Here is an 18352-nt window from a genome sequence, read left to right as displayed (position 1 = left end):
GCCCGCTTCCGCGATCACCTGCTCGCTCCCGCGGGGCGCTCACGGCATCCGCCCGATCAGCTCCACCAGGAACGCGCCCAGCCGGCCCGCCGCCGCCCGGCCCGCCTCGAGCACCTCCTCGTGGTCCAGCGCCTCGCCGGTGATCCCGGCCGCCGCGTTGGTGACCATCGACAGCCCGAACACCTCCAGGCCCGCGGCACGGGCCGCGATCGCCTCCAGCGCCGTCGACATGCCCACCAGGTCCGCGCCCAGCGTGCGGAGCATGCGGATCTCCGCCGGCGTCTCGAAGTGCGGCCCCGGCAGGGCGGCGTAGACGCCCTCGGTCAGCACCGGGTCGATCTCCTTCGCCAGGCTGCGCAGCCGCGCGGAGTAGAGGTCGGTCAGGTCGACGAAGGTGCCGCCCACGAGCGGCGACCGGGCGGTCAGGTTGAGGTGGTCGCTGATCAGCACCGCCTGGCCCACCCGGTGGTCCGCGCCGAGGCCGCCGGCGGCGTTCGTGAGGACGACGGTGCGCACCCCCGCGGCCGCGGCGGTCCGGATGCCGTGCACCACCGGCTCCACCCCGCGGCCCTCGTAGAGGTGCGTGCGGCCGAGGAACAGCAGCACCTTGCGCGCCCCCACCCGCACGGAGCGGACCTCGCCGCCGTGCCCGGCCACGCTCGGCGCGGCGAACCCGGGGAGGTCACCGATCCCCACGGCGGCGAGCGTCTCGCCGAAGGCCTCGGCGGCCGGGGCCCAGCCCGAGCCCATCACGACCGCGATGTCGTGCCCGGTGCCCAGGGCGGTGACCAGGTCCTCCGCCGCCCGGGCGGCGAGGGCGGCGGGATCGGTCACCAGCGCCGGGTGGGGATGCTGGTCGGTGGGGACGGCGGCGTTCGGGTGGTCCACGCGGCGAACGTAGCCCAGCGGCGCCCCCGCGGACCGGCGGCCCGGAAGAGCCCTGGTCATCGACCGGCGAGGGGGCTCCGGCGTCCCTAGACTCCCCGCAATGAAGATCCCGTTCCACTCCTCCGAGCGGGCGAGCCTCGGCGTGGAGTGGGAGCTGCAGCTGGTCGACCGGGGCACCCGCGAGCTCACCGCCGGCGCCGTCGAGGTGCTCGCCGCCATCACCCCCGAGGGGCTCGACGAGCACCCCAAGGCCAAGCACGAGCTGCTCCAGTCGACCGTCGAGGTGATCACCGGCATCTGCTCGACGGTCGCCGAGGCGAAGGCCGACCTCGCGGGCACCGTCGCCGAGGTGGCCGCCGCGGCGGACGCGCGCGGGCTCGACCTGATGTGCGCGGGCTCCCACCCGTTCACCCGCTGGCGCTCCCAGGAGGTCTCGCCCAAGGAGCGGTACGTCCAGCTCATGGAGCGGATGCAGTGGATGGCCCGCCGCATGCAGATCTTCGGCGTCCACGTGCACGTCGGCGTCCGGTCCGGGGACAAGGCGTTCCCCATCGTCAACGCCCTCACCCAGTACATCCCCCACTTCCTGGCGCTGTCGGCGTCCTCGCCCTACTGGTCCGGCTGCGACACCGGCCTGGCGTCGGCCCGGACCAAGGTCTTCGAGGGCCTGCCCACCGCCGGTCTGCCGTACCAGCTGGCCGACTGGCCGGCGTTCGAGGAGTACATGGAGACCCTGATCACCGCCGGCGCCATCGAGAGCGTCCGCGAGGTGTGGTGGGACATCCGGCCGCACCCGGACTTCGGGACCGTCGAGCTGCGGATCTGCGACGGGCTGCCCACGCTGGACGAGATCGGGGTGGTGGCCGCGATGGCGCAGTGCCTGGTGGAGAAGCTCGACCAGGAGATCGACCGCGGCTACACGCTGCCCACCCCGGTCGGCTGGGTGCTGCGTGAGAACAAGTGGCGGGCCACCCGCCACGGGCTGGACGCCGACATCGTCGTCGACGACAAGGGCACCGTCCGGCCGGTCCGGCAGGCGATCGCGGACCTGGCCGAGGAGCTCGCCCCGTTCGCGCGCAAACTGGGCTGCGAGGCCGAGCTGGCCGACGTCGAGCGGGTGCTCGCCGGAGGGGCCAGCTACCAGCGGCAGCGGGCGGTCGCCGCGGCGCACGGCGGCGACCTGCGGCCGGTGGTCGACAGCCTGGTCGCGGAGATGCGCTCCGGGCTGCCGCGCCGAGCATGATCGACGACAGGAGTGGCGGGATGACGCGGGAGGAGCCGGGCGCGGCCGTGGAGGCGGCGGGCCGGGCGGTGGACGCCTGGTCGCGGGCGCACCAGCCGGAGCTGGTCGCGGTGCGCCGGCACCTGCACGCGCACCCGGAGCTGGGCTTCGCCGAGCACGAGACGACCGGCTACCTCGAGCGGCGGCTCACCGCCGTCGGGTTGCAGCCGCGCCGGCTGGAGTCCGGCACCGGGCTGGTGTGCGACGTCGGCCGGGGCGGGCTGGACGGCGGGCCGGTCGTGGTGCTGCGCGCCGACATCGACGCCCTGCCGCTCGCCGACCTCAAGGACGTCCCCTACGCCTCCACCCGCGAGGGCCTCTGCCACGCCTGCGGCCACGACGTGCACACCACGGTGCTGCTGGGCGTGGCGCTGGCCCTCGCGTCGCTCGACGACCTGCCCGGCACGGTCCGCTGCGTCTTCCAGCCCGCGGAGGAGCGGGTGCCCGGGGGCGGGCTGCTGGTCCTCGAGGAGGGCGTGCTGGCCGGTGCCTCGCGGGCGTTCGCGCTGCACTGCGACCCCTCGGTGCAGGTCGGCAAGGTCGGGCTGCGGACCGGTGCGATCACCGCCGCGTGCGACCGGGTCGAGGTGAGCCTCACCGGCCCGGGCGGGCACACCGCGCGGCCCCAGCTCACCGTCGACCTCGTGCACGCGCTGGGCCGGGTGGTCACCGAGGTGCCCGGCCTGCTGTCCCGGGTGGTCGACCCCCGCTCCGGCGTGTCGCTGGTGTGGGGCTCGGTGAGCGCGGGCGTCGCCCCGAACGCGATCCCGCAGACCGGCACGCTGCGCGGCACGCTGCGGGTGCTGGACCGGTCGGTGTGGAGCGACGCGGAGGAGCTCGTCCGCCGGCTGGTCACCGAGGTGGCCCGGACGTCGGGCGCCGGGGTCGACATCGAGTACGTGCGCGGGGTGCCGCCGGTGGTCAACGACCCGCGCAGCGTCGGGCTGATGCGCTCGGCCGCGCTGGAGACGGTCGGCAGCGAGGGCGTGGAGCTCTCGCCGCAGAGCATGGGCGGGGAGGACTTCGGCTGGTTCGCCGAGGCGCTGCCCATCGCGCTGGCCCGGCTGGGCACGCACGGCTCGGGAGAGCCGTTGGACCTGCACCGGGGGACCTTCGACGTCGACGAGCGGGCGATCGGCGTCGGGCTGCGGCTGCTGGCCCGCACCGCGCTGCACGCGCTCGCCGCCGATGCCGCGCTACCCGCCGGCACCGCCGGACGGTAGGAGCCTGTAGACCTGTCCTGACGCGCTCATCAGGACCTGAGAGGCGGGAACCGACGATGCGTTCCACCGAGACCGGTCACCCCGAGGGCCCACCCCCGGCCGAGCCGGAGGCCCCCGTCCAGCTCTCGCTCGCCGCGGAGTTCCCGCCGGCGACCCGGGACGAGTGGCGGCAGCTGGTGGCCGGCGTGCTGCGCAAGGCCGGCCGCACGGAGCTGCCCGAACCGGTCGAGGAGGCGTTGCGCCGCACCGTCGCCACCGGGGTGACGGTCGCGCCGCTCTACACCGCCGAGGACGCCGGGAGCCTGCCGACGGCGGTCGGCGTGCCCGGGCTGCCGCCGTTCGTCCGCGGCGCGCGGGCCGGCGCGGCGGGGACGACCGCGGCCGGCGGGGCGGACGCCGACGTCCCCGGCGGCTGGGACGTCCGGCAGCGGCACGCCGACCCCGACGTCGCGGTCACCCGGGAGGCGATCGCCGCCGACCTGGACAACGGCGTCTCCTCGCTGTGGCTGGTCCTCGGCGACGGCGCGCTGCCGGTGGACGCGCTCGGCGAGGTGCTCGCGGACGTCTACCTGGACCTCGCCCCGGTGACGCTCTCCGGGGGCGTCGCGGCGGCGGAGGCGTTCCTGGCCCTGGTCGAGGGCCGCACCGACCTCGCCCCGGGCGGCTGCCTGGGGCTGGACCCGCTGGGGGTGCAGGCGGCGACCGGGGCGGAGCAGGACCTGACCGGTCTGGCCGACCTGGCCCGCCGCGCGCCCGCGGGCTGGCGGACCGTCGTGGTCGACGCCACCGTCTTCTCCGACGCGGGCGCCACGGCGGTGGAGGAGCTCGGCTGCGCGCTGGCCGCCGGGGTCGCCTACCTGCGCGCGCTCACCGACTCCGCGGACGGGCGACAGGGCCTGAGCGTGGACGAGGCGTTCGGCCAGCTGGAGTTCCGCTTCGCCGTCGGCGACGACCAGTTCACCACGATCGCCACCCTGCGGGCCGCGCGCCGGCTGTGGGACCGGGTGGCCGGCGCCAGCGGCGCCGCGCCCGCGGCGCGGGCGCAACGGCAGCACGCGGTCACCTCCTCGGTGATGACCACCCGGCACGACCCGTGGGTCAACATGCTGCGGACGACGGTCGCCTGCTTCGCCGCGGGGGTGGGCGGGGCCGACGTCGTCACCGTGCAGCCGTTCGACGCCGCGCTGGGGCTGCCGGACGCCTTCGCCCGGCGGATCGCCCGCAACACCCAGAGCCTGCTGCTCGAGGAGGGGCACCTCGCCCGCGTCGTCGACCCGGCCGGCGGGTCCTGGTACGCGGAGTCGCTCACCGAGGAGCTGGCCCAGGCCGCCTGGTCCTGGTTCACCGAGATCGAGCGGGCCGGCGGGCTGGCCGCCGCGCTCTCCTCCGGGCTGGTGGGCCGCCGGATCGGCGCCGCCTGGGCCGAGCGGTCCGAGCGGATCGCCCACCGCCGCGAGGCGGTGACCGGCGTCAGCGAGTTCCCCAACCCCGCCGAGGTGCTGCCCGAGCGGCGCCCGGCGGCGCCGCCGCCGTCCGGGGGACTGCCCCGGGTGCGCGCCGCCGCGGCCTTCGAGGAACTCCGCGGCCGGGCCGAGGCCGCCTCCCCGCGTCCGGCGGTCTACCTGGCCACGCTCGGCCCGGTGGCCCGGCACACCGCCCGGGCGGGCTTCGCGGCCGGCCTGTTCCAGGCCGGCGGGCTGCTGACCCCCACCGGCGACGGCGCTTCAGGGCTCGCTGCGGCGGGTACGACGGTGGCCTGCCTGTGCGGCGCCGACGCCGACTACGCCGAGTCCGCGGCGGAGGTCGTGGCGGAGCTGCGGGCGGCCGGTGCCACCCAGGTGTGGCTGGCCGGGAAGCCGTCGCTGGGGGTGGACGGCGTCGACGGTCACGTGTACGCCGGATGCGACGCCCTCGCGGTCCTGCGGACGGTGCACGAGCAGCTAGGAATCGGCCATGTTGGCCAACATGGCCGCTCGGAGGAGGAGCAGGCATGAGCGGGATCCCCGACTTCGGGAGCCTGGAGCTCGGCCCGCCGGCGGCTGCGGCCACCGCGGACGACTGGGCGAAGGCGTACGAGGAGGCCACCGGCCGCGGCGTCGCCGAGGCCACCTGGGAGACGCCGGAGGGCATCGCCGTCCCCCCGCTGTACACGCCGGCCGACCTGGCCGACGTCGACTTCCTGGCCACCTACCCGGGCATCGCGCCGTACCTGCGCGGGCCCTACCCGACGATGTACACCACGCAGCCGTGGACCGTCCGGCAGTACGCCGGGTTCTCCACGGCAGCTGCGTCCAACGCCTTCTACCGGCGCAACCTCGCCGCCGGGCAGAAGGGGCTCTCGGTCGCCTTCGACCTGCCCACCCACCGGGGCTACGACTCCGACCACCCGCGCGTGGTCGGCGACGTGGGCATGGCCGGCGTGGCGATCGACTCGATCCTGGACATGCGCCAGCTGTTCGACGGCATCCCGCTGGACCGGATGAGCGTCTCGATGACCATGAACGGCGCCGTGCTGCCGGTGCTGGCGCTCTACGTCGTCGCCGCGGAGGAGCAGGGCGTCGCGCCCGCGCGGCTGACCGGGACCATCCAGAACGACATCCTCAAGGAGTTCATGGTCCGCAACACCTACATCTACCCGCCGAAGCCCTCGATGCAGATCATCAGCGACATCTTCGCGTTCACCTCGCAGGAGATGCCGCGGTTCAACTCGATCTCCATCTCCGGGTACCACATCCAGGAGGCCGGGGCGACGGCCGACCTCGAGCTGGCCTACACCCTGGCCGACGGGGTGGAGTACCTGAAGGCCGGCACCGCGGCGGGGATGGACGTCGACGCCTTCGCGCCCCGCCTGTCGTTCTTCTGGGGCATCGGCATGAACTTCTTCATGGAGGTCGCGAAGCTCCGGGCGGCGCGGCTGCTGTGGGCCCGGCTGGTGAAGGCCGAGGGCGCGAAGGACCCGAAGTCGCTGTCGCTGCGCACCCACTGCCAGACGTCCGGGTGGTCGCTGACCGCCCAGGACGTCTACAACAACGTCGTCCGCACCTGCCTGGAGGCGATGGCGGCCACCCAGGGGCACACCCAGTCGCTGCACACCAACGCCCTGGACGAGGCGCTCGCGCTGCCCACCGACTTCTCCGCGCGGATCGCCCGCAACACCCAGCTGCTGCTGCAGCAGGAGTCGGGGACGACGCGGGTCATCGACCCGTGGGGCGGTTCGGCCTACGTGGAGAAGCTGACCTACGACCTGGCCCGCCGGGCGTGGGGGCACATCGAGGAGGTCGCCGAGCACGGCGGCATGGCGCAGGCGATCGACGACGGCATCCCGAAGCTGCGCATCGAGGAGGCCGCGGCCCGCACCCAGGCCCGGATCGACTCCGGTCGCCAGCCGGTCATCGGGGTGAACAAGTACCGGGTCGCCGCCGACGAGGCGTTGGACGTGCTGCGGGTCGACAACGCCGACGTGCTGGCCCAGCAGAAGGCCAAGCTCGCCGAGCTGCGGGCCTCGCGGGACCCCCGCGCGGTGGAGGACGCCCTGCGCCGGCTCACGGACGCCGCGCGTGCGGCCGCGGAGGGACGGCGGGGGAGCGACCTGGATGCCAACCTGCTCAAGCTCGCCGTCGACGCGGCCCGGGCGAAGGCCACCGTCGGGGAGATCTCCGACGCGCTGGAGACCGTGTGGGGGCGGCACGCCGGCCAGGTGCGCACCATCGCCGGTGTGTACCGCGACGAGGCAGGCGACTCCGGGCCGGTGGAGGAGACCCGCCGGATGGCGGCGGCGTTCGAGGAGGCCGAGGGCCGCCGGCCGCGGATCCTGGTCGCCAAGATGGGCCAGGACGGGCACGACCGCGGCCAGAAGGTGATCGCCACGGCCTTCGCAGACCTCGGCTTCGACGTCGACGTGGGCCCGCTGTTCCAGACCCCTGAAGAGGTCGCCAGGCAGGCGGTCGAGGCCGACGTGCACGTCGTGGGGGTCTCCTCGCTGGCGGCCGGCCACCTCACCCTGGTGCCGGCACTGCGCGACGCCCTGGCCGAGCTGGGTGCCGACGACGTGGTGGTGGTGGTCGGCGGGGTCATCCCGCCCGACGACGTGCCGACGCTGAAGGAGATGGGCGCCACCGCGGTGTTCCTGCCCGGCACGGTCATCGCCGAGGCCGCGCAGGGGCTGCTGCGCACGCTGTCCGAGCGCCTCGGCCACGCATGACGGGCGGCCAAAGTCGCGACTTTGGCCGCTCGGGGAGCGGGGGACCGGACGTCGAGGCGCTCACCGAGGGGGTGCTCGCCGGGGACCGGCGCGCGGTGGCGCGGGCGATCACGCTCGTCGAGTCCCGCCGGGCCGACCACCGGGAGCGGGCGCAGGAGCTGCTGGTCGCGCTGCTGCCGCACGCCGGCAACGCCCGCCGGATCGGGATCAGCGGGGTGCCCGGGGTCGGGAAGTCCACCTTCATCGACTCGCTCGGCACCTCGCTCACCGCGGCCGGCTCGCGCGTCGCGGTGCTCGCCGTCGACCCGTCGTCCACCCGCTCCGGCGGGTCGATCCTCGGCGACAAGACGCGGATGTCCCGGCTGGCGGTGGACCCGGACGCGTTCATCCGCCCCGCCCCGACGGCCGGGACGCTCGGCGGGGTGGCCCAGGCGACCCGGGAGTCGATGGTCGTGGTGGAGGCGGCCGGCTACGACGTCGTCCTGGTGGAGACCGTCGGCGTCGGCCAGTCCGAGGTCGCCGTCGCGGCGATGGTCGACTCGTTCCTGTTCCTCACCCTGGCCCGCACCGGCGACCAGCTGCAGGGGATCAAGCGCGGGATCCTGGAGATCGTCGACGTCATCGCGGTGAACAAGGCCGACGGGCCCGGCGAGGTCGACGCCCGCCGCGCGGCCCGGGAGCTGGGCGGGGCGATGCGGATGCTGCGCGGTCACGGCGGGGACTGGGACGTCCCGGTGCTCACCTGCGCCGGGCTGACCGGGCAGGGGCTGGACCAGGTGTGGGCGGCGGTCGTCGAGCACCAGGACCGGATGCGGGCGTCGGGGGCCCTGGGGGCGCGGCGCCGTGAGCAGCAGGTCCGCTGGGTCTGGCAGCTGGTGCGCGACGAGCTGGAGCACCGGCTGCGCGACCACCCCGCCGTCCGGGCGGCCACCCCGCAGCTCGAGCGCGAGGTGCTGACCGGCGAGCTCACCCCGGCGCTCGCGGCCCGCCGGCTGCTGGACGCCTTCTTCACCGCCGGGGACTGACGCTCTTGCCTTCCCCGGCGATCATGGAGTTCGGGAAGCGACTCACCGTCGACGTCCGGGGTGTCGGTTCCCGAACTCCATGATCGCGGGCGGGACGTCACGTCCCGAACTCCGTGATCGCGGGAACGGTCACCGCCGAGTCGGTTGCTCGGCGACGGCCCGGACCAGGGACACTGGGGCGGCATCGTCGTCACAGCAGTGGGAGAGCCGGAGTCATGACCCGCATCGTCATCATCGGGGGCGGTCCCGCCGGCTACGAGGCCGCGCTGGTCGCCGCCCAGCTCGGGGCCGACGTCACCGTGGTCGAGCGCGACGGGATCGGTGGGGCCAGCGTGCTCACCGACTGCGTGCCCTCCAAGACCTTCATCGCCTCCGCCGGCGCCATGACCTCGGTCCGCGACTCCAAGGTCCTCGGCCTGCGCGGCACCGACCCGGAGACCGTGTGCCTCGACCTGGCCGCGGTGAACCAGCGGATCAAGGGCCTGGCCGTCGCCCAGTCCTCGGACATCCACGCCCGGCTGGAGAACGAGGGCGTGCGGATCATCCGCGGGCAGGCCCGGCTGGCCGACGACGCCCGCGGGCTGGCCACGCACCGGGTCGACGTGCTGGACGGCGACGGCGGGGTCACCGAGGAGCTGGAGGGCGACGTCGTCCTCATCGCCACCGGCGCCGACCCCCGCGTGCTGCCCGGCGCCGAGCCCGACGGCGAGCGGATCCTCTCCTGGCGGGACGTCTACGAGCTGGACGAGATGCCCGAGCACCTCATCGTCGTCGGGTCCGGGGTCACCGGCGCGGAGTTCGCCTCGGGGTACCTGGAGGCCGGCGTCCCGGTCACCCTGGTCTCCTCCCGCGACCAGGTGCTGCCCGGGGAGGACGCCGACGCCGCCGCCGTCGTGGAGCAGGTGTTCCAGTCCCGCGGCGGGCGGATCGCCGAGCGCAGCCGCGCGGACAAGGTGGTGCGCACCGAGAAGGGCGTCCGGGTGGAGCTCACCGACGGCCGCGTCGTCGAGGGGTCGCACGCCCTGATGACGGTCGGCACGGTGCCCAACACCGCCGGCCTCAACCTGGAGGCGTGCGGTGTGGAGGTCAGCGGGTCCGGCCACGTCGTCGTGGACCGGGTCTCCCGTACCACCACGCCGGGCATCTACGCCGCGGGCGACGTCACCGGCGTCTTCCAGCTGGCCTCGGTCGCCGCCATGCAGGGCCGGATCGCGATGTGGCACGCGCTGGGCGAGGCGGTGGCCCCGATCCGGCTGAAGACGGTGTGCGCGAACGTCTTCACCCACCCGGAGATCGCCACGGTCGGGGTGCAGGAGAAGGCGCTCACCGAGGGTGCCGACGTCGAGGTCGTCCGGCTGCCGCTGGCCACGAACGCGCGGGCCAAGATGGGCGACCTGCACGACGGGTTCGTGAAGCTCTACTGCCGGCGCTCCACCGACGTCGTCATCGGCGGTGTCGTCGTGGCCCCCAACGCGTCGGAGCTGATCCTGCCGATCACCCTCGCGGTCACCAAGGGCCTCACCGCTGCCGACCTGGCCAACACCTTCGCGATCTACCCGTCGCTGTCCGGCTCGATCACCGAGGCCGGCCGGCGGCTCATGGGCATCGAGGACGAGCACAGCTGACGGAGGGCCCCGGCGCTATCCCGCGTCGGCGATCGTGCAGATCGTCGCGCCGCTGGAGATCGAGGCGCCCACCTCGGCGGACAGCCCGGAGACCGTGCCCGCCTTGTGGGCGACGATCGGCTGCTCCATCTTCATCGCCTCCAGCACGACGACGAGGTCCCCGGCGGCGACGGTCGCGCCGTCGGACACCGCGACCTTGACGATGGTGCCCTGCATCGGCGAGGTGAGCGCGTCCCCGGACGCGGCCGCGCCGCCGTGGCCGCCGCGGCGCCGGCGCGGCTTCGGCCCGCCGGCGTTCGCCGGTGCACCGCCGCCGGCGGCGAGCCCGGCGGGCAGGGACACCTCCAGCCGCCGGCCGCCGACCTCGACGACGACGGTCTGCCGCGGCGGCTCCTCCTCCCCGTGCGGGGCCGCCGCGGTGGAGGGCGGCACCTGGTTGTCCCACTCGGTCTCGATCCACCGGGTGTGCACCGTGAACGGCTCGGTGGTGAACGCCTCGTCGCGGACGACCGCCCGGTGGAACGGGACCACCGTCGGCATGCCCTCGACGACCAGCTCGTCCAGCGCCCGCCGGGCCCGCTGCAGGGCCTCCTCGCGGGTGGCACCGGTGACGATGAGCTTGGCCAGCATCGAGTCGAAGGCGCCGGCGACCTCGCCGCCGGTCGCGACCCCGGAGTCCCAGCGCACGCCGGGGCCCTGCGGGATCTCCAGCCGGGTGACCGGGCCGGGGGCGGGCATGAAGTCGCGCCCGGCGTCCTCGGCGTTGATCCGGAACTCGATGCTGTGCCCGCGGGGGGCGGGGTCCTCCGTGATCTCCAGGGGCAGCCCGTCGGCGATCCGGAACTGCTGCCGCACCAGGTCGATGCCGCTGGTCTCCTCGGTCACCGGGTGCTCGACCTGCAGCCGGGTGTTGACCTCGAGGAAGGAGATCGACCCGTCGGTGCCGACCAGGTACTCGACGGTCCCCGCACCGGAGTAGCCGGCCTCCCGGCAGATGGCCTTGGCCGACTCGTGGATCCGGGCCCGCTGCTCGTCGGTGAGGAACGGCGCGGGCGCCTCCTCGACGAGCTTCTGGTTGCGGCGCTGCAGCGAGCAGTCCCGGGTGCCGACGACGACGACGTTGCCGTGCGTGTCGGCCAGCACCTGCGCCTCGACGTGCCGGGGCTCGTCGAGGAACCGCTCCACGAAGCACTCGCCGCGGCCGAAGGCGGAGACCGCCTCGCGGACGGCGGAGTCGAACAGCTCCGGGATCTCCTCCAGCGTGCGGGCCACCTTGAGCCCGCGCCCGCCACCGCCGAACGCGGCCTTGATGGCCACCGGCAGCCCGTGCTCCCGGGCGAACGCGACCACCTCGTCGGCGTCGGCGACCGGGTCCGTGGTGCCGGGGACCAGCGGAGCGCCGGCCCTGGTGGCGATGTGCCGGGCGGCGACCTTGTCGCCGAGGTCGAGGATCGACCGGGGCGACGGGCCGATCCAGGTGAACCCGGCATCGAGGACGGCCTGGGCGAAGGAGGAGTTCTCGGAGAGGAAGCCGTAGCCGGGGTGCACCGCGTCGGCACCGGACCTGCGTGCGGCGTCGAGGACCTTCTCGATCACCAGGTACGAGTCCCCGGGGGTGGTTCCGCCCAGCGCGAACGCCTCGTCCGCCATCCGCACGTGGAGGGCGTCCCGGTCGGGCTCGGCGTACACGGCGACGCTGGTCAGCCCGGCGTCCCGGCAGGCGCGCGCCACCCGCACCGCGATCTCCCCGCGGTTGGCGATGAGGACCTTCTGCACCGACGCTCTCCCTCCGTGTGGACGCTCGGACTGTAGTCAGCGGGCAGGTGGCCGGCAGCAGCGCCCTGGTGGGGTCCGGAGCCCGGGGGCCGGGGCCGTCCCGAGGGGTCGGTGGGGCGGTGTCCCGGGCGCTACGTTGGGCCGGTGACAGGGCACCGCACCGCGGCCGGCGGGCCCGAGAGGCCGCTCAACGCCTCCTTCGACGACGAGCCCGAGCGCTATGACGACCTCCGGGCCGCCGGGCACATGGCCCGCCGCCGGGCCGAGTACTTCCGGCGCGTCGTCGCCCGCGTCCCGGGGCAGGTCGTCGAGCTCGGCTGCGGCACGGGCACCCTGCTGCGCCGGCTGGCGACCGTGCACCCCGACCGGTCGTTCCTCGGGGTGGAGCCGCTGCCCAACTACGTCGAGTTCGCCCGCGAGCGGGCCGCCGCCGCCGGGCTGCGGAACGTCCGGTTCGAGTCCGCCCCGGGCGAGGAGCTCGACCAGGTCGTGCCCTCCGGCTCGGCCGGACTGGTGATCAGCGTGGACTCCCTGCACCACGTCGTGGACCTCGACCGGGTGGTCGCCGCGGTCCACGCCGCCACCGCGGTGGACGGGCGCTGGTACGCGATGGAGCCCAACCGGGTGCACCCGTACGTGTGGGCGTACCACGTGCTGACCACGGGGGAGCGCACGTTCGCCGCCCGCGACTTCCTGCGCCGGGCACGGCAGCAGGGCTGGACCCTGGTGGACCGCCGGCGGATGTTCATCTACCCCAGCGGGGTCCGCTCAGTCCCGGCCTGGGCGGCCGGTCTGGAGCGGCAGCTGGAGACCAACCGGTTGCTGTCCGGCGCCCTGGTGCACGACCTGGTCCGCACCTGAGCGATCCGGGCCCCACCGGGTCGGGTCAGCGGGCCCAGAGCTCGGTGAGCGACGTCCCCACCCGGGCCAGCTGGGTGCGCAGCATCGGCAGGGACAGCCCGATGACCGCCGACGGGTCGCCCTCCACCCGGCGGACGAACGGGGCGCCCAGCCCGTCGAGGGTGAAGGCGCCGGCGACCGCGAGCGGCTCACCGGTGGCCAGGTAGGCCTCGATCTCCGCGGGCGTGGGCTCGGCGAAGTGCACGACGGTGGAGGAGACGCCGACGTCGCGCCGGGCGACCGCGCCGTCCCGGACGTCGAACACCGCCTGGCCGGTGTGCAGGACGCCGCTGCGCCCGCTCATCCGCTGCCAGCGCAGCCGGGCGTCGGCGGCGTCGGCCGGCTTGCCCAGCGGCCGGCCGCGGAACTCCAGGAGCGAGTCGGCGGCGACGACCAGCGCGTCGGTCTCCTGCTCGGCCACGGCCGCGGCCTTGGCGGCGGCGAGCAGCGCGACCAGCTCGCCGACCCGCGGAGCGGTGACGGCGTCCTCGTCGACACCGCTGACCACCACCACGGGGTTCAGCCCGGCCTGGCGCATCAGCTGCAGGCGGGCCGGGGACTGCGAGGCCAGCACCAGCCGGCGGGCGGCGGTCACGCCGTCCGCCCGGACGCGGCCCAGCCGCCGGGACCGGGCCGCAGCGGCGCCCGCAGCAGCGCCGCCGGGGACCCCCACGCGCCGACCGGCGTCGGGCGGCGGGGCGGCCGCGGCCGGGACAGCGCCGCCATGACGACGGTCAGCGCGGCGAGCTCCTCGGCGGTGGGCTCACCCTTCACCACCCGCAGCAGCGGGGTCTGCGGTCCGGTCACAGGGGGATGTTCCCGTGCTTCTTCGGAGGGAGGGTCTGGCGCTTGTTGGCCAGCAGGCGCAGGGCGCGCACCACGTGGACCCGGGTGTGCGACGGGGGGATCACCGCGTCGACGTACCCGCGGTCGGCGGCGAGGTAGGGCGACAGGAGCGCGTCCTCGTACTCGGTGATCAGCTCGGCGCGGCGGGCCTCCGGGTCCTCGGCGGCCGCGAGCTCCTTGCGGTACAGGATGCCGACCGCGCCCTGGGCGCCCATGACCGCGATCTGCGCGGTGGGCCAGGCCAGGTTCACGTCCGCGCCGAGGTGCTTGGACCCCATGACGTCGTACGCGCCGCCGTAGGCCTTGCGGGTGATCACGGTGATCAGCGGGACGGTGGCCTCGGCGTAGGCGTAGATCAGCTTCGCCCCGCGGCGGATGATGCCGTCCCACTCCTGCGACGTCCCCGGGAGGAAACCGGGGACGTCGACGAAGGTGAGCACCGGGATGTTGAAGGCGTCGCAGGTGCGGACGAACCGCGCGGCCTTCTCGCTGGCGTCGATGTCCAGCGTGCCGGCGAACTGGGTGGGCTGGTTCGCGACGACACCGACCGGGCGGCCCTCCACCCGGCCGAAGCCGGTCAGGATGTTCGGCCCCCACAGCGCCTGCACCTCGAGGAACTCGCCGTCGTCGAGCACGTGCGTGATGACCGTGTGCATGTCGTACGGGGTGTTCGCCGAGTCCGGGACGAAGGTGTCCAGCTCGAGGTCGGTCTCGGTGAGCGCGTCGGGCAGCGCGACGTCCACCGGGTCGGTCTCGGCGACCGGCAGCGGGTCGAGGTTGTTGCTGGGCAGGTAGGACAGCAGCGCCTTGACGTAGTCCAGCGCGTCGGCCTCGTCCTCGGCGAGGTGGTGCGCGACGCCGGACTTGGTGTTGTGGGTCCGGGCGCCGCCCAGCTCCTCGAGGGTGACGTCCTCGCCGGTCACCGTCTTCACCACGTCGGGCCCGGTGATGAACATCTGGCTGGTCCTGTCGACCATCACGATGAAGTCGGTGAGCGCGGGGGAGTAGACGTGCCCCCCGGCGGCCGGGCCCATCACCAGGGAGATCTGGGGGACGACGCCCGAGGCGTGCACGTTGCGCCGGAAGATCTCGGCGTACAGGCCGAGGGAGACCACGCCCTCCTGGATGCGTGCGCCGCCGCCCTCGTTGATCCCGATGATCGGGCAGCCGGTGCGCATGGCCAGGTCGAGCACCTTGACGATCTTCTCGCCGTAGACCTCGCCGAGGCTGCCGCCGAACACCGTGACGTCCTGGGAGAAGACGCACACCGGGCGGCCGTCGACCGTGCCGTGCCCGGTCACCACGCCGTCGCCGAACGGGCGGTTGGCGTCCATCCCGAAGTTGGTGGACCGGTGCCGGGCGAACTCGTCGAGCTCGGTGAACGAGCCCGGGTCCAGCAGGGCCTCGATCCGCTCGCGGGCGGTCATCTTCCCGGCGGCGTGCTGCTTCTCCACCGCGCGCGCGGAGCCGGCGTGCGCGGCCTCCCGCACCCGCTGCTCGAGGTCGGCGAGCTTGCCCGCGGTCGTGTGCAGGTCGCCGGGGACGTGGTCCCCGGTGCTCTCCGGTTCGGCGGCGCTCACGGGTCCGTAGCGTAGTGACGTGACCGACAGCGACTCCCCACGACCCGATCGGCCGGCGCTGGACCAGAGGGCGCTGGCCGCCGAGCTCGCCGCCGGCGGGGGCCTGTGGCGGTCCCTGGAGGTGGTCGACCGGATCGGGTCCACGAACGCCGCGCTGGCGGCCCGGGCGGCCGACGACGAGCCCGAGGGCGCGGTGCTGGTCGCCGAGCACCAGGAGGCCGGCCGGGGGCGGCTGGACCGCAGCTGGACCTCACCTCCGCGGGCCGGGCTCACGGTGTCGGTGCTGCTGCGCCCCGACGTCCCCGCGGCCCGCCGCGCCTGGCTGTCGCCGCTGGCCGGGGTGGCGCTCGCCGAGTCGGTGTCCGAGGTCGCCGGCGTCCGCACCTCGCTGAAGTGGCCCAACGACCTGCTGGCGCCCGACGGCACCAAGCTCGCCGGCATCCTCGCCGAGGCCGGCTCGGGTGCCGTCGTCCTGGGTGTGGGGCTCAACGTGTCCACCCGCGCCGACGAGCTGCCCGGCACCGGCACGTCGCTGGAGCTGGTGCGGGGCGGGCCGGTCGACCGGGGCGCGCTGCTGCTCGGCTTCCTCCGCGCGTTCGAGCGCCGCTACCGGGCATGGGTGGGCGCCCTCGGCGACCCGGTCGCCTCCGGCCTCGCCCGGGACTACCTCGCCTGGTGCAGCACGGTCGGCACGGAGGTCGCGGTGACCATGCCCGACGGCTCCACGCTGGAGGGGGTCGCCGAGTCCGTCGACTGGGACGGCCGGCTCGTGGTGCGCACGTCCTCCGGCGTCCTGGAGCTCGCCTCCGGCGACGTCCGGCACGTGCGGCCGAGGCCCACGGGAGCGCAGGGGCCGCTGTGACGCCGGAAGTCGGCGTGCGGACCGGCGGCAGGTAACTTCGAGTGGTTGCGCCAGAGCGGCCGAGGCCGCTGCACCCCGGGGGATACCTGTGACCTCTGCCAGTGAGACGCCGGTCGCCCTGAAGGGCGAGGTCCGGTCGCTGACCGGGCTGCGCATCGTCGCTGCGCTCTGGGTCGTCTGCTTCCACTTCTCCTTCACCCCGGGGGACGCCTACACGAGCTACTGGGAGCCGCTGCGCCCGCTGGTCCACACCGGAGCGCTCGGGGTCGACCTGTTCTACGTGCTCAGCGGCTTCGTCATCACGTTGACGTACCTGGACAAGCTGGGCTCCCGGCCCTCGGTCCGGGGCACGGTGGGCTTCCTGTGGGCGCGCATCTGCCGGATCTGGCCGGTGTACGCCACGGTCATCTCGCTGTTCGGCATCTGGATGCTGTACCGCGCCTCGCGCATCACCGACGACTTCGTCGTCTGGCAGACCGTCCAGCCGACCGTCACCTGGTGGCACTGGCTGCAGCAGATGCTGATGATCCAGCTCTGGGACAAGGCGTCCTTCGCCGGCTCGTCCTGGGTGGGCGCGGCGTGGTCGATCAGCGCGGAGTGGCTGGCCTACCTCTGCTTCCCCCTGGTCGTGCTGGTGCTGTACCGGCTGCGCAGGGCGCCGGCCTGGGTGCTCGGCGTCCTCGCGGTGGCCTGCATGGTGCCGTTCGCCTACGCCTGCTACCGCACCGGCGACCCGTACTTCGACTACAGCTGGCTGCTCCGGATCGCGGGCGGCTTCCTCGCCGGCGCCTTCACCTGCCTCGCCGTCCGCAAGGTCCGGGTCACCCGGCGGGTGGACCAGATCGCCGCCGTCGTCGCCGTCATCGCGCTCATCGAGGTCCTCGCCGGCCTCTGGTGGGGGTTCTGGCGCGGCCAGGGCGGAGCCGAGTACGGCGGTGTCGTCGTCGTGTTCTTCCCGGTGCTGATCGGCGCGCTGGCGCTGTCCCAGCGGGGGCTGAGCAAGGCGCTGTCGGCCGGGCCGATGGTCCACGGCGGGCGGATCTCCTACAGCCTCTACCTGGTCCACGTGCCGGTGTTCGAGATCTTCTGGTCCTACATGCTGTGGGAGCCCCGGATCGGCCCGGGCAGCGCGCTGGGCTCCTTCCTCGTCCCGCAGGTGCTGCTGTTCGTGGTGCTGCTCGCCCACCTGGCCTACACCTACGTCGAGGAGCCGGCCCGGAAGGCGATGCGCCGCCGCGGCCCGGGCCGGTGGGTCAGCCGCCGGCCGGTCCCGGCGCAGGTCCTCGCCGACGGCACCCGCGACGGGGTCCCCCAGGAGGGGACGGGCGTCGTCGGTGCCTCGGTGGCGGACGGCGATCCCCAGCGTCCGCGAGCGGTCCAGCAGGCACCGGCCGGGGACGGCGCGGTCGCCGAGGAGCTGGTGCCGAACCGGACACGGGACGGGGACCGCCGCCGGAGTGCGTGACCCGGGCCGACTTGTCGGCGATCCTGGTCCGGTGGCGTATCCGGAGAAGGTCCTCACCGAGGACGAGGAGGTCGTCCGGCACCTCCACCCGCACTGGACGACGGTCTTCTGGCCCGTCGTCCTGCTCCTGGTGATCGTCGGTGCCGCCTCGTTCGGGGCGGCGCTCGTGCCGGCCGGGGACCAGCAGGCGCTGTGGCGGCTGGTCGTGGCCGGAGCCGCCGCCGCCCTGGCGCTGGTGCTGGTCGCCGTTCCGCTGCTGCGCTGGCGCACCACCCACTACGTGGTCACCACGCACCGGCTGCTGTTCCGCACCGGGGTCCTGGCCCGGCACGGCCGCGACATCGGGCTGTCCCGGATGACCGACGTGTCCTACCGGCAGAGCCTGTGGGACCGGCTGGTCGACTCCGGGACCCTCGTCATCGAGACGGCGGGGGACGGCGGCCCCACGGTCCTCGGCGACATCCCCGGCAGCGACGAGGTGCAGCAGCTGCTCGCGCAGCTGGTCGAGGAGGACGCCGACCGCCGGGCCGGCGAGCCGATGGCCCCGTCCGACGGGTGGAGCCGACCCGGGGGCGGTGGGTCCTGGGGCGGCGGGTCCTGGGGCGGCGGGTCCTGGGGCGGCGGGTCCTGGGGCGGCGGGGCGACCCAGCAGTACCGCTGACCCCGGCCCGCCCCACCG

General features: G+C 74.7%; 15 protein-coding genes. 10 read left to right on the top strand and 5 right to left on the bottom strand.

Going from position 1 to position 18352, the window contains the following annotated elements; genetic code table 11:
* Positions 1–39 precede the first annotated feature (39 nt).
* Positions 40–888: a purine-nucleoside phosphorylase gene (locus tag HL189_RS05805; RefSeq protein WP_369132762.1), complete on the bottom strand. Its 849-nt coding sequence runs from the start codon at positions 886–888 to the stop codon at positions 40–42.
* 100 nt (positions 889–988) lie between these two features.
* On the opposite strand from HL189_RS05805, the gene HL189_RS05800 reads away from it, so the two are divergent.
* The 6 genes from HL189_RS05800 to HL189_RS05775 all read left to right on the top strand — a co-directional run bounded on the left by HL189_RS05800 (position 989) and on the right by HL189_RS05775 (position 10244).
* Positions 989–2131: a glutamate--cysteine ligase gene (locus HL189_RS05800; protein WP_369132761.1), complete on the top strand. Its 1143-nt coding sequence runs from the start codon at positions 989–991 to the stop codon at positions 2129–2131.
* A 20-nt stretch (positions 2132–2151) separates the two neighbouring features.
* Positions 2152–3393 carry an amidohydrolase gene (locus tag HL189_RS05795; RefSeq protein WP_369132760.1) on the top strand — a complete coding sequence of 414 codons (1242 nt, stop codon included), beginning with the start codon at positions 2152–2154 and terminating at the stop codon, positions 3391–3393.
* A gap of 56 nt (positions 3394–3449) precedes the next feature.
* Positions 3450–5387 (top strand): methylmalonyl-CoA mutase subunit beta, encoded by a 1938-nt coding sequence (locus tag HL189_RS05790; RefSeq protein WP_369132759.1) that lies wholly within the window; start codon positions 3450–3452, stop codon positions 5385–5387.
* A complete protein-coding gene (scpA, locus tag HL189_RS05785) occupies positions 5384–7594 on the top strand; it encodes a methylmalonyl-CoA mutase (RefSeq protein WP_369132758.1) in 2211 nt (736 codons plus the stop codon). The genes HL189_RS05790 and scpA overlap by 4 nt, the downstream gene beginning before the upstream one ends.
* Positions 7591–8619, top strand: coding sequence for a methylmalonyl Co-A mutase-associated GTPase MeaB (gene meaB / locus HL189_RS05780; protein ID WP_369132757.1), 1029 nt, complete (start codon positions 7591–7593; stop codon positions 8617–8619). The genes scpA and meaB overlap by 4 nt, the downstream gene beginning before the upstream one ends.
* Before the next feature lie 215 nt (positions 8620–8834).
* Positions 8835–10244 (top strand): NAD(P)H-quinone dehydrogenase, encoded by a 1410-nt coding sequence (locus HL189_RS05775; protein WP_369132756.1) that lies wholly within the window; start codon positions 8835–8837, stop codon positions 10242–10244.
* Between the two features lie 15 nt (positions 10245–10259).
* On the opposite strand, the gene HL189_RS05770 is transcribed toward HL189_RS05775, so the two are convergent.
* The gene (locus HL189_RS05770; RefSeq protein WP_369132755.1) at positions 10260–12020 is read right to left on the bottom strand and encodes a biotin carboxylase N-terminal domain-containing protein; all 1761 of its coding nucleotides are present in this window, start codon (positions 12018–12020) and stop codon (positions 10260–10262) included.
* A 144-nt stretch (positions 12021–12164) separates the two neighbouring features.
* Here HL189_RS05770 and HL189_RS05765 point away from each other — a divergent pair, with 144 nt between their 5' ends.
* Positions 12165–12881, top strand: a complete 717-nt coding sequence (locus tag HL189_RS05765) for a methyltransferase domain-containing protein (RefSeq protein ID WP_369132754.1) — start codon at positions 12165–12167, stop codon at positions 12879–12881.
* 25 nt (positions 12882–12906) lie between these two features.
* On the opposite strand, the gene HL189_RS05760 is transcribed toward HL189_RS05765, so the two are convergent.
* Genes HL189_RS05760 through HL189_RS05750 form a run of 3 tightly spaced genes read right to left on the bottom strand, consistent with a single transcriptional unit; the run spans position 12907 to position 15346 of the window.
* On the bottom strand, positions 12907–13515 hold the full coding sequence (locus tag HL189_RS05760; RefSeq protein ID WP_369132753.1) for a nucleoside triphosphate pyrophosphatase: 609 nt from the start codon (positions 13513–13515) through the stop codon (positions 12907–12909).
* Positions 13512–13727 carry an acyl-CoA carboxylase subunit epsilon gene (locus HL189_RS05755; protein WP_369132752.1) on the bottom strand — a complete coding sequence of 72 codons (216 nt, stop codon included), beginning with the start codon at positions 13725–13727 and terminating at the stop codon, positions 13512–13514. Before HL189_RS05755 ends, HL189_RS05760 begins: the two co-directional genes overlap by 4 nt.
* Positions 13724–15346 carry an acyl-CoA carboxylase subunit beta gene (locus HL189_RS05750; RefSeq protein WP_369132751.1) on the bottom strand — a complete coding sequence of 541 codons (1623 nt, stop codon included), beginning with the start codon at positions 15344–15346 and terminating at the stop codon, positions 13724–13726. The genes HL189_RS05755 and HL189_RS05750 overlap by 4 nt, the downstream gene beginning before the upstream one ends.
* A gap of 19 nt (positions 15347–15365) precedes the next feature.
* Here HL189_RS05750 and HL189_RS05745 point away from each other — a divergent pair, with 19 nt between their 5' ends.
* The 3 genes from HL189_RS05745 to HL189_RS05735 all read left to right on the top strand — a co-directional run bounded on the left by HL189_RS05745 (position 15366) and on the right by HL189_RS05735 (position 18334).
* Positions 15366–16208, top strand: coding sequence for a biotin--[acetyl-CoA-carboxylase] ligase (locus tag HL189_RS05745; protein WP_369132750.1), 843 nt, complete (start codon positions 15366–15368; stop codon positions 16206–16208).
* A gap of 88 nt (positions 16209–16296) precedes the next feature.
* The gene (locus HL189_RS05740) at positions 16297–17673 is read left to right on the top strand and encodes an acyltransferase family protein (protein WP_369132749.1); all 1377 of its coding nucleotides are present in this window, start codon (positions 16297–16299) and stop codon (positions 17671–17673) included.
* A 31-nt stretch (positions 17674–17704) separates the two neighbouring features.
* Entirely contained in the window at positions 17705–18334 is a 630-nt protein-coding gene (locus HL189_RS05735; protein ID WP_369132748.1) for a PH domain-containing protein, read from the top strand.
* Positions 18335–18352 lie beyond the last annotated feature (18 nt).

It is taken from the genome of Modestobacter sp. I12A-02662 (assembly GCF_041028325.1).
Classification (GTDB): domain Bacteria; phylum Actinomycetota; class Actinomycetes; order Mycobacteriales; family Geodermatophilaceae; genus Modestobacter.
The sequence above is the reverse complement of the archived record's forward strand: the minus strand, read 5'-3'. Positions and strand labels throughout refer to the sequence as shown.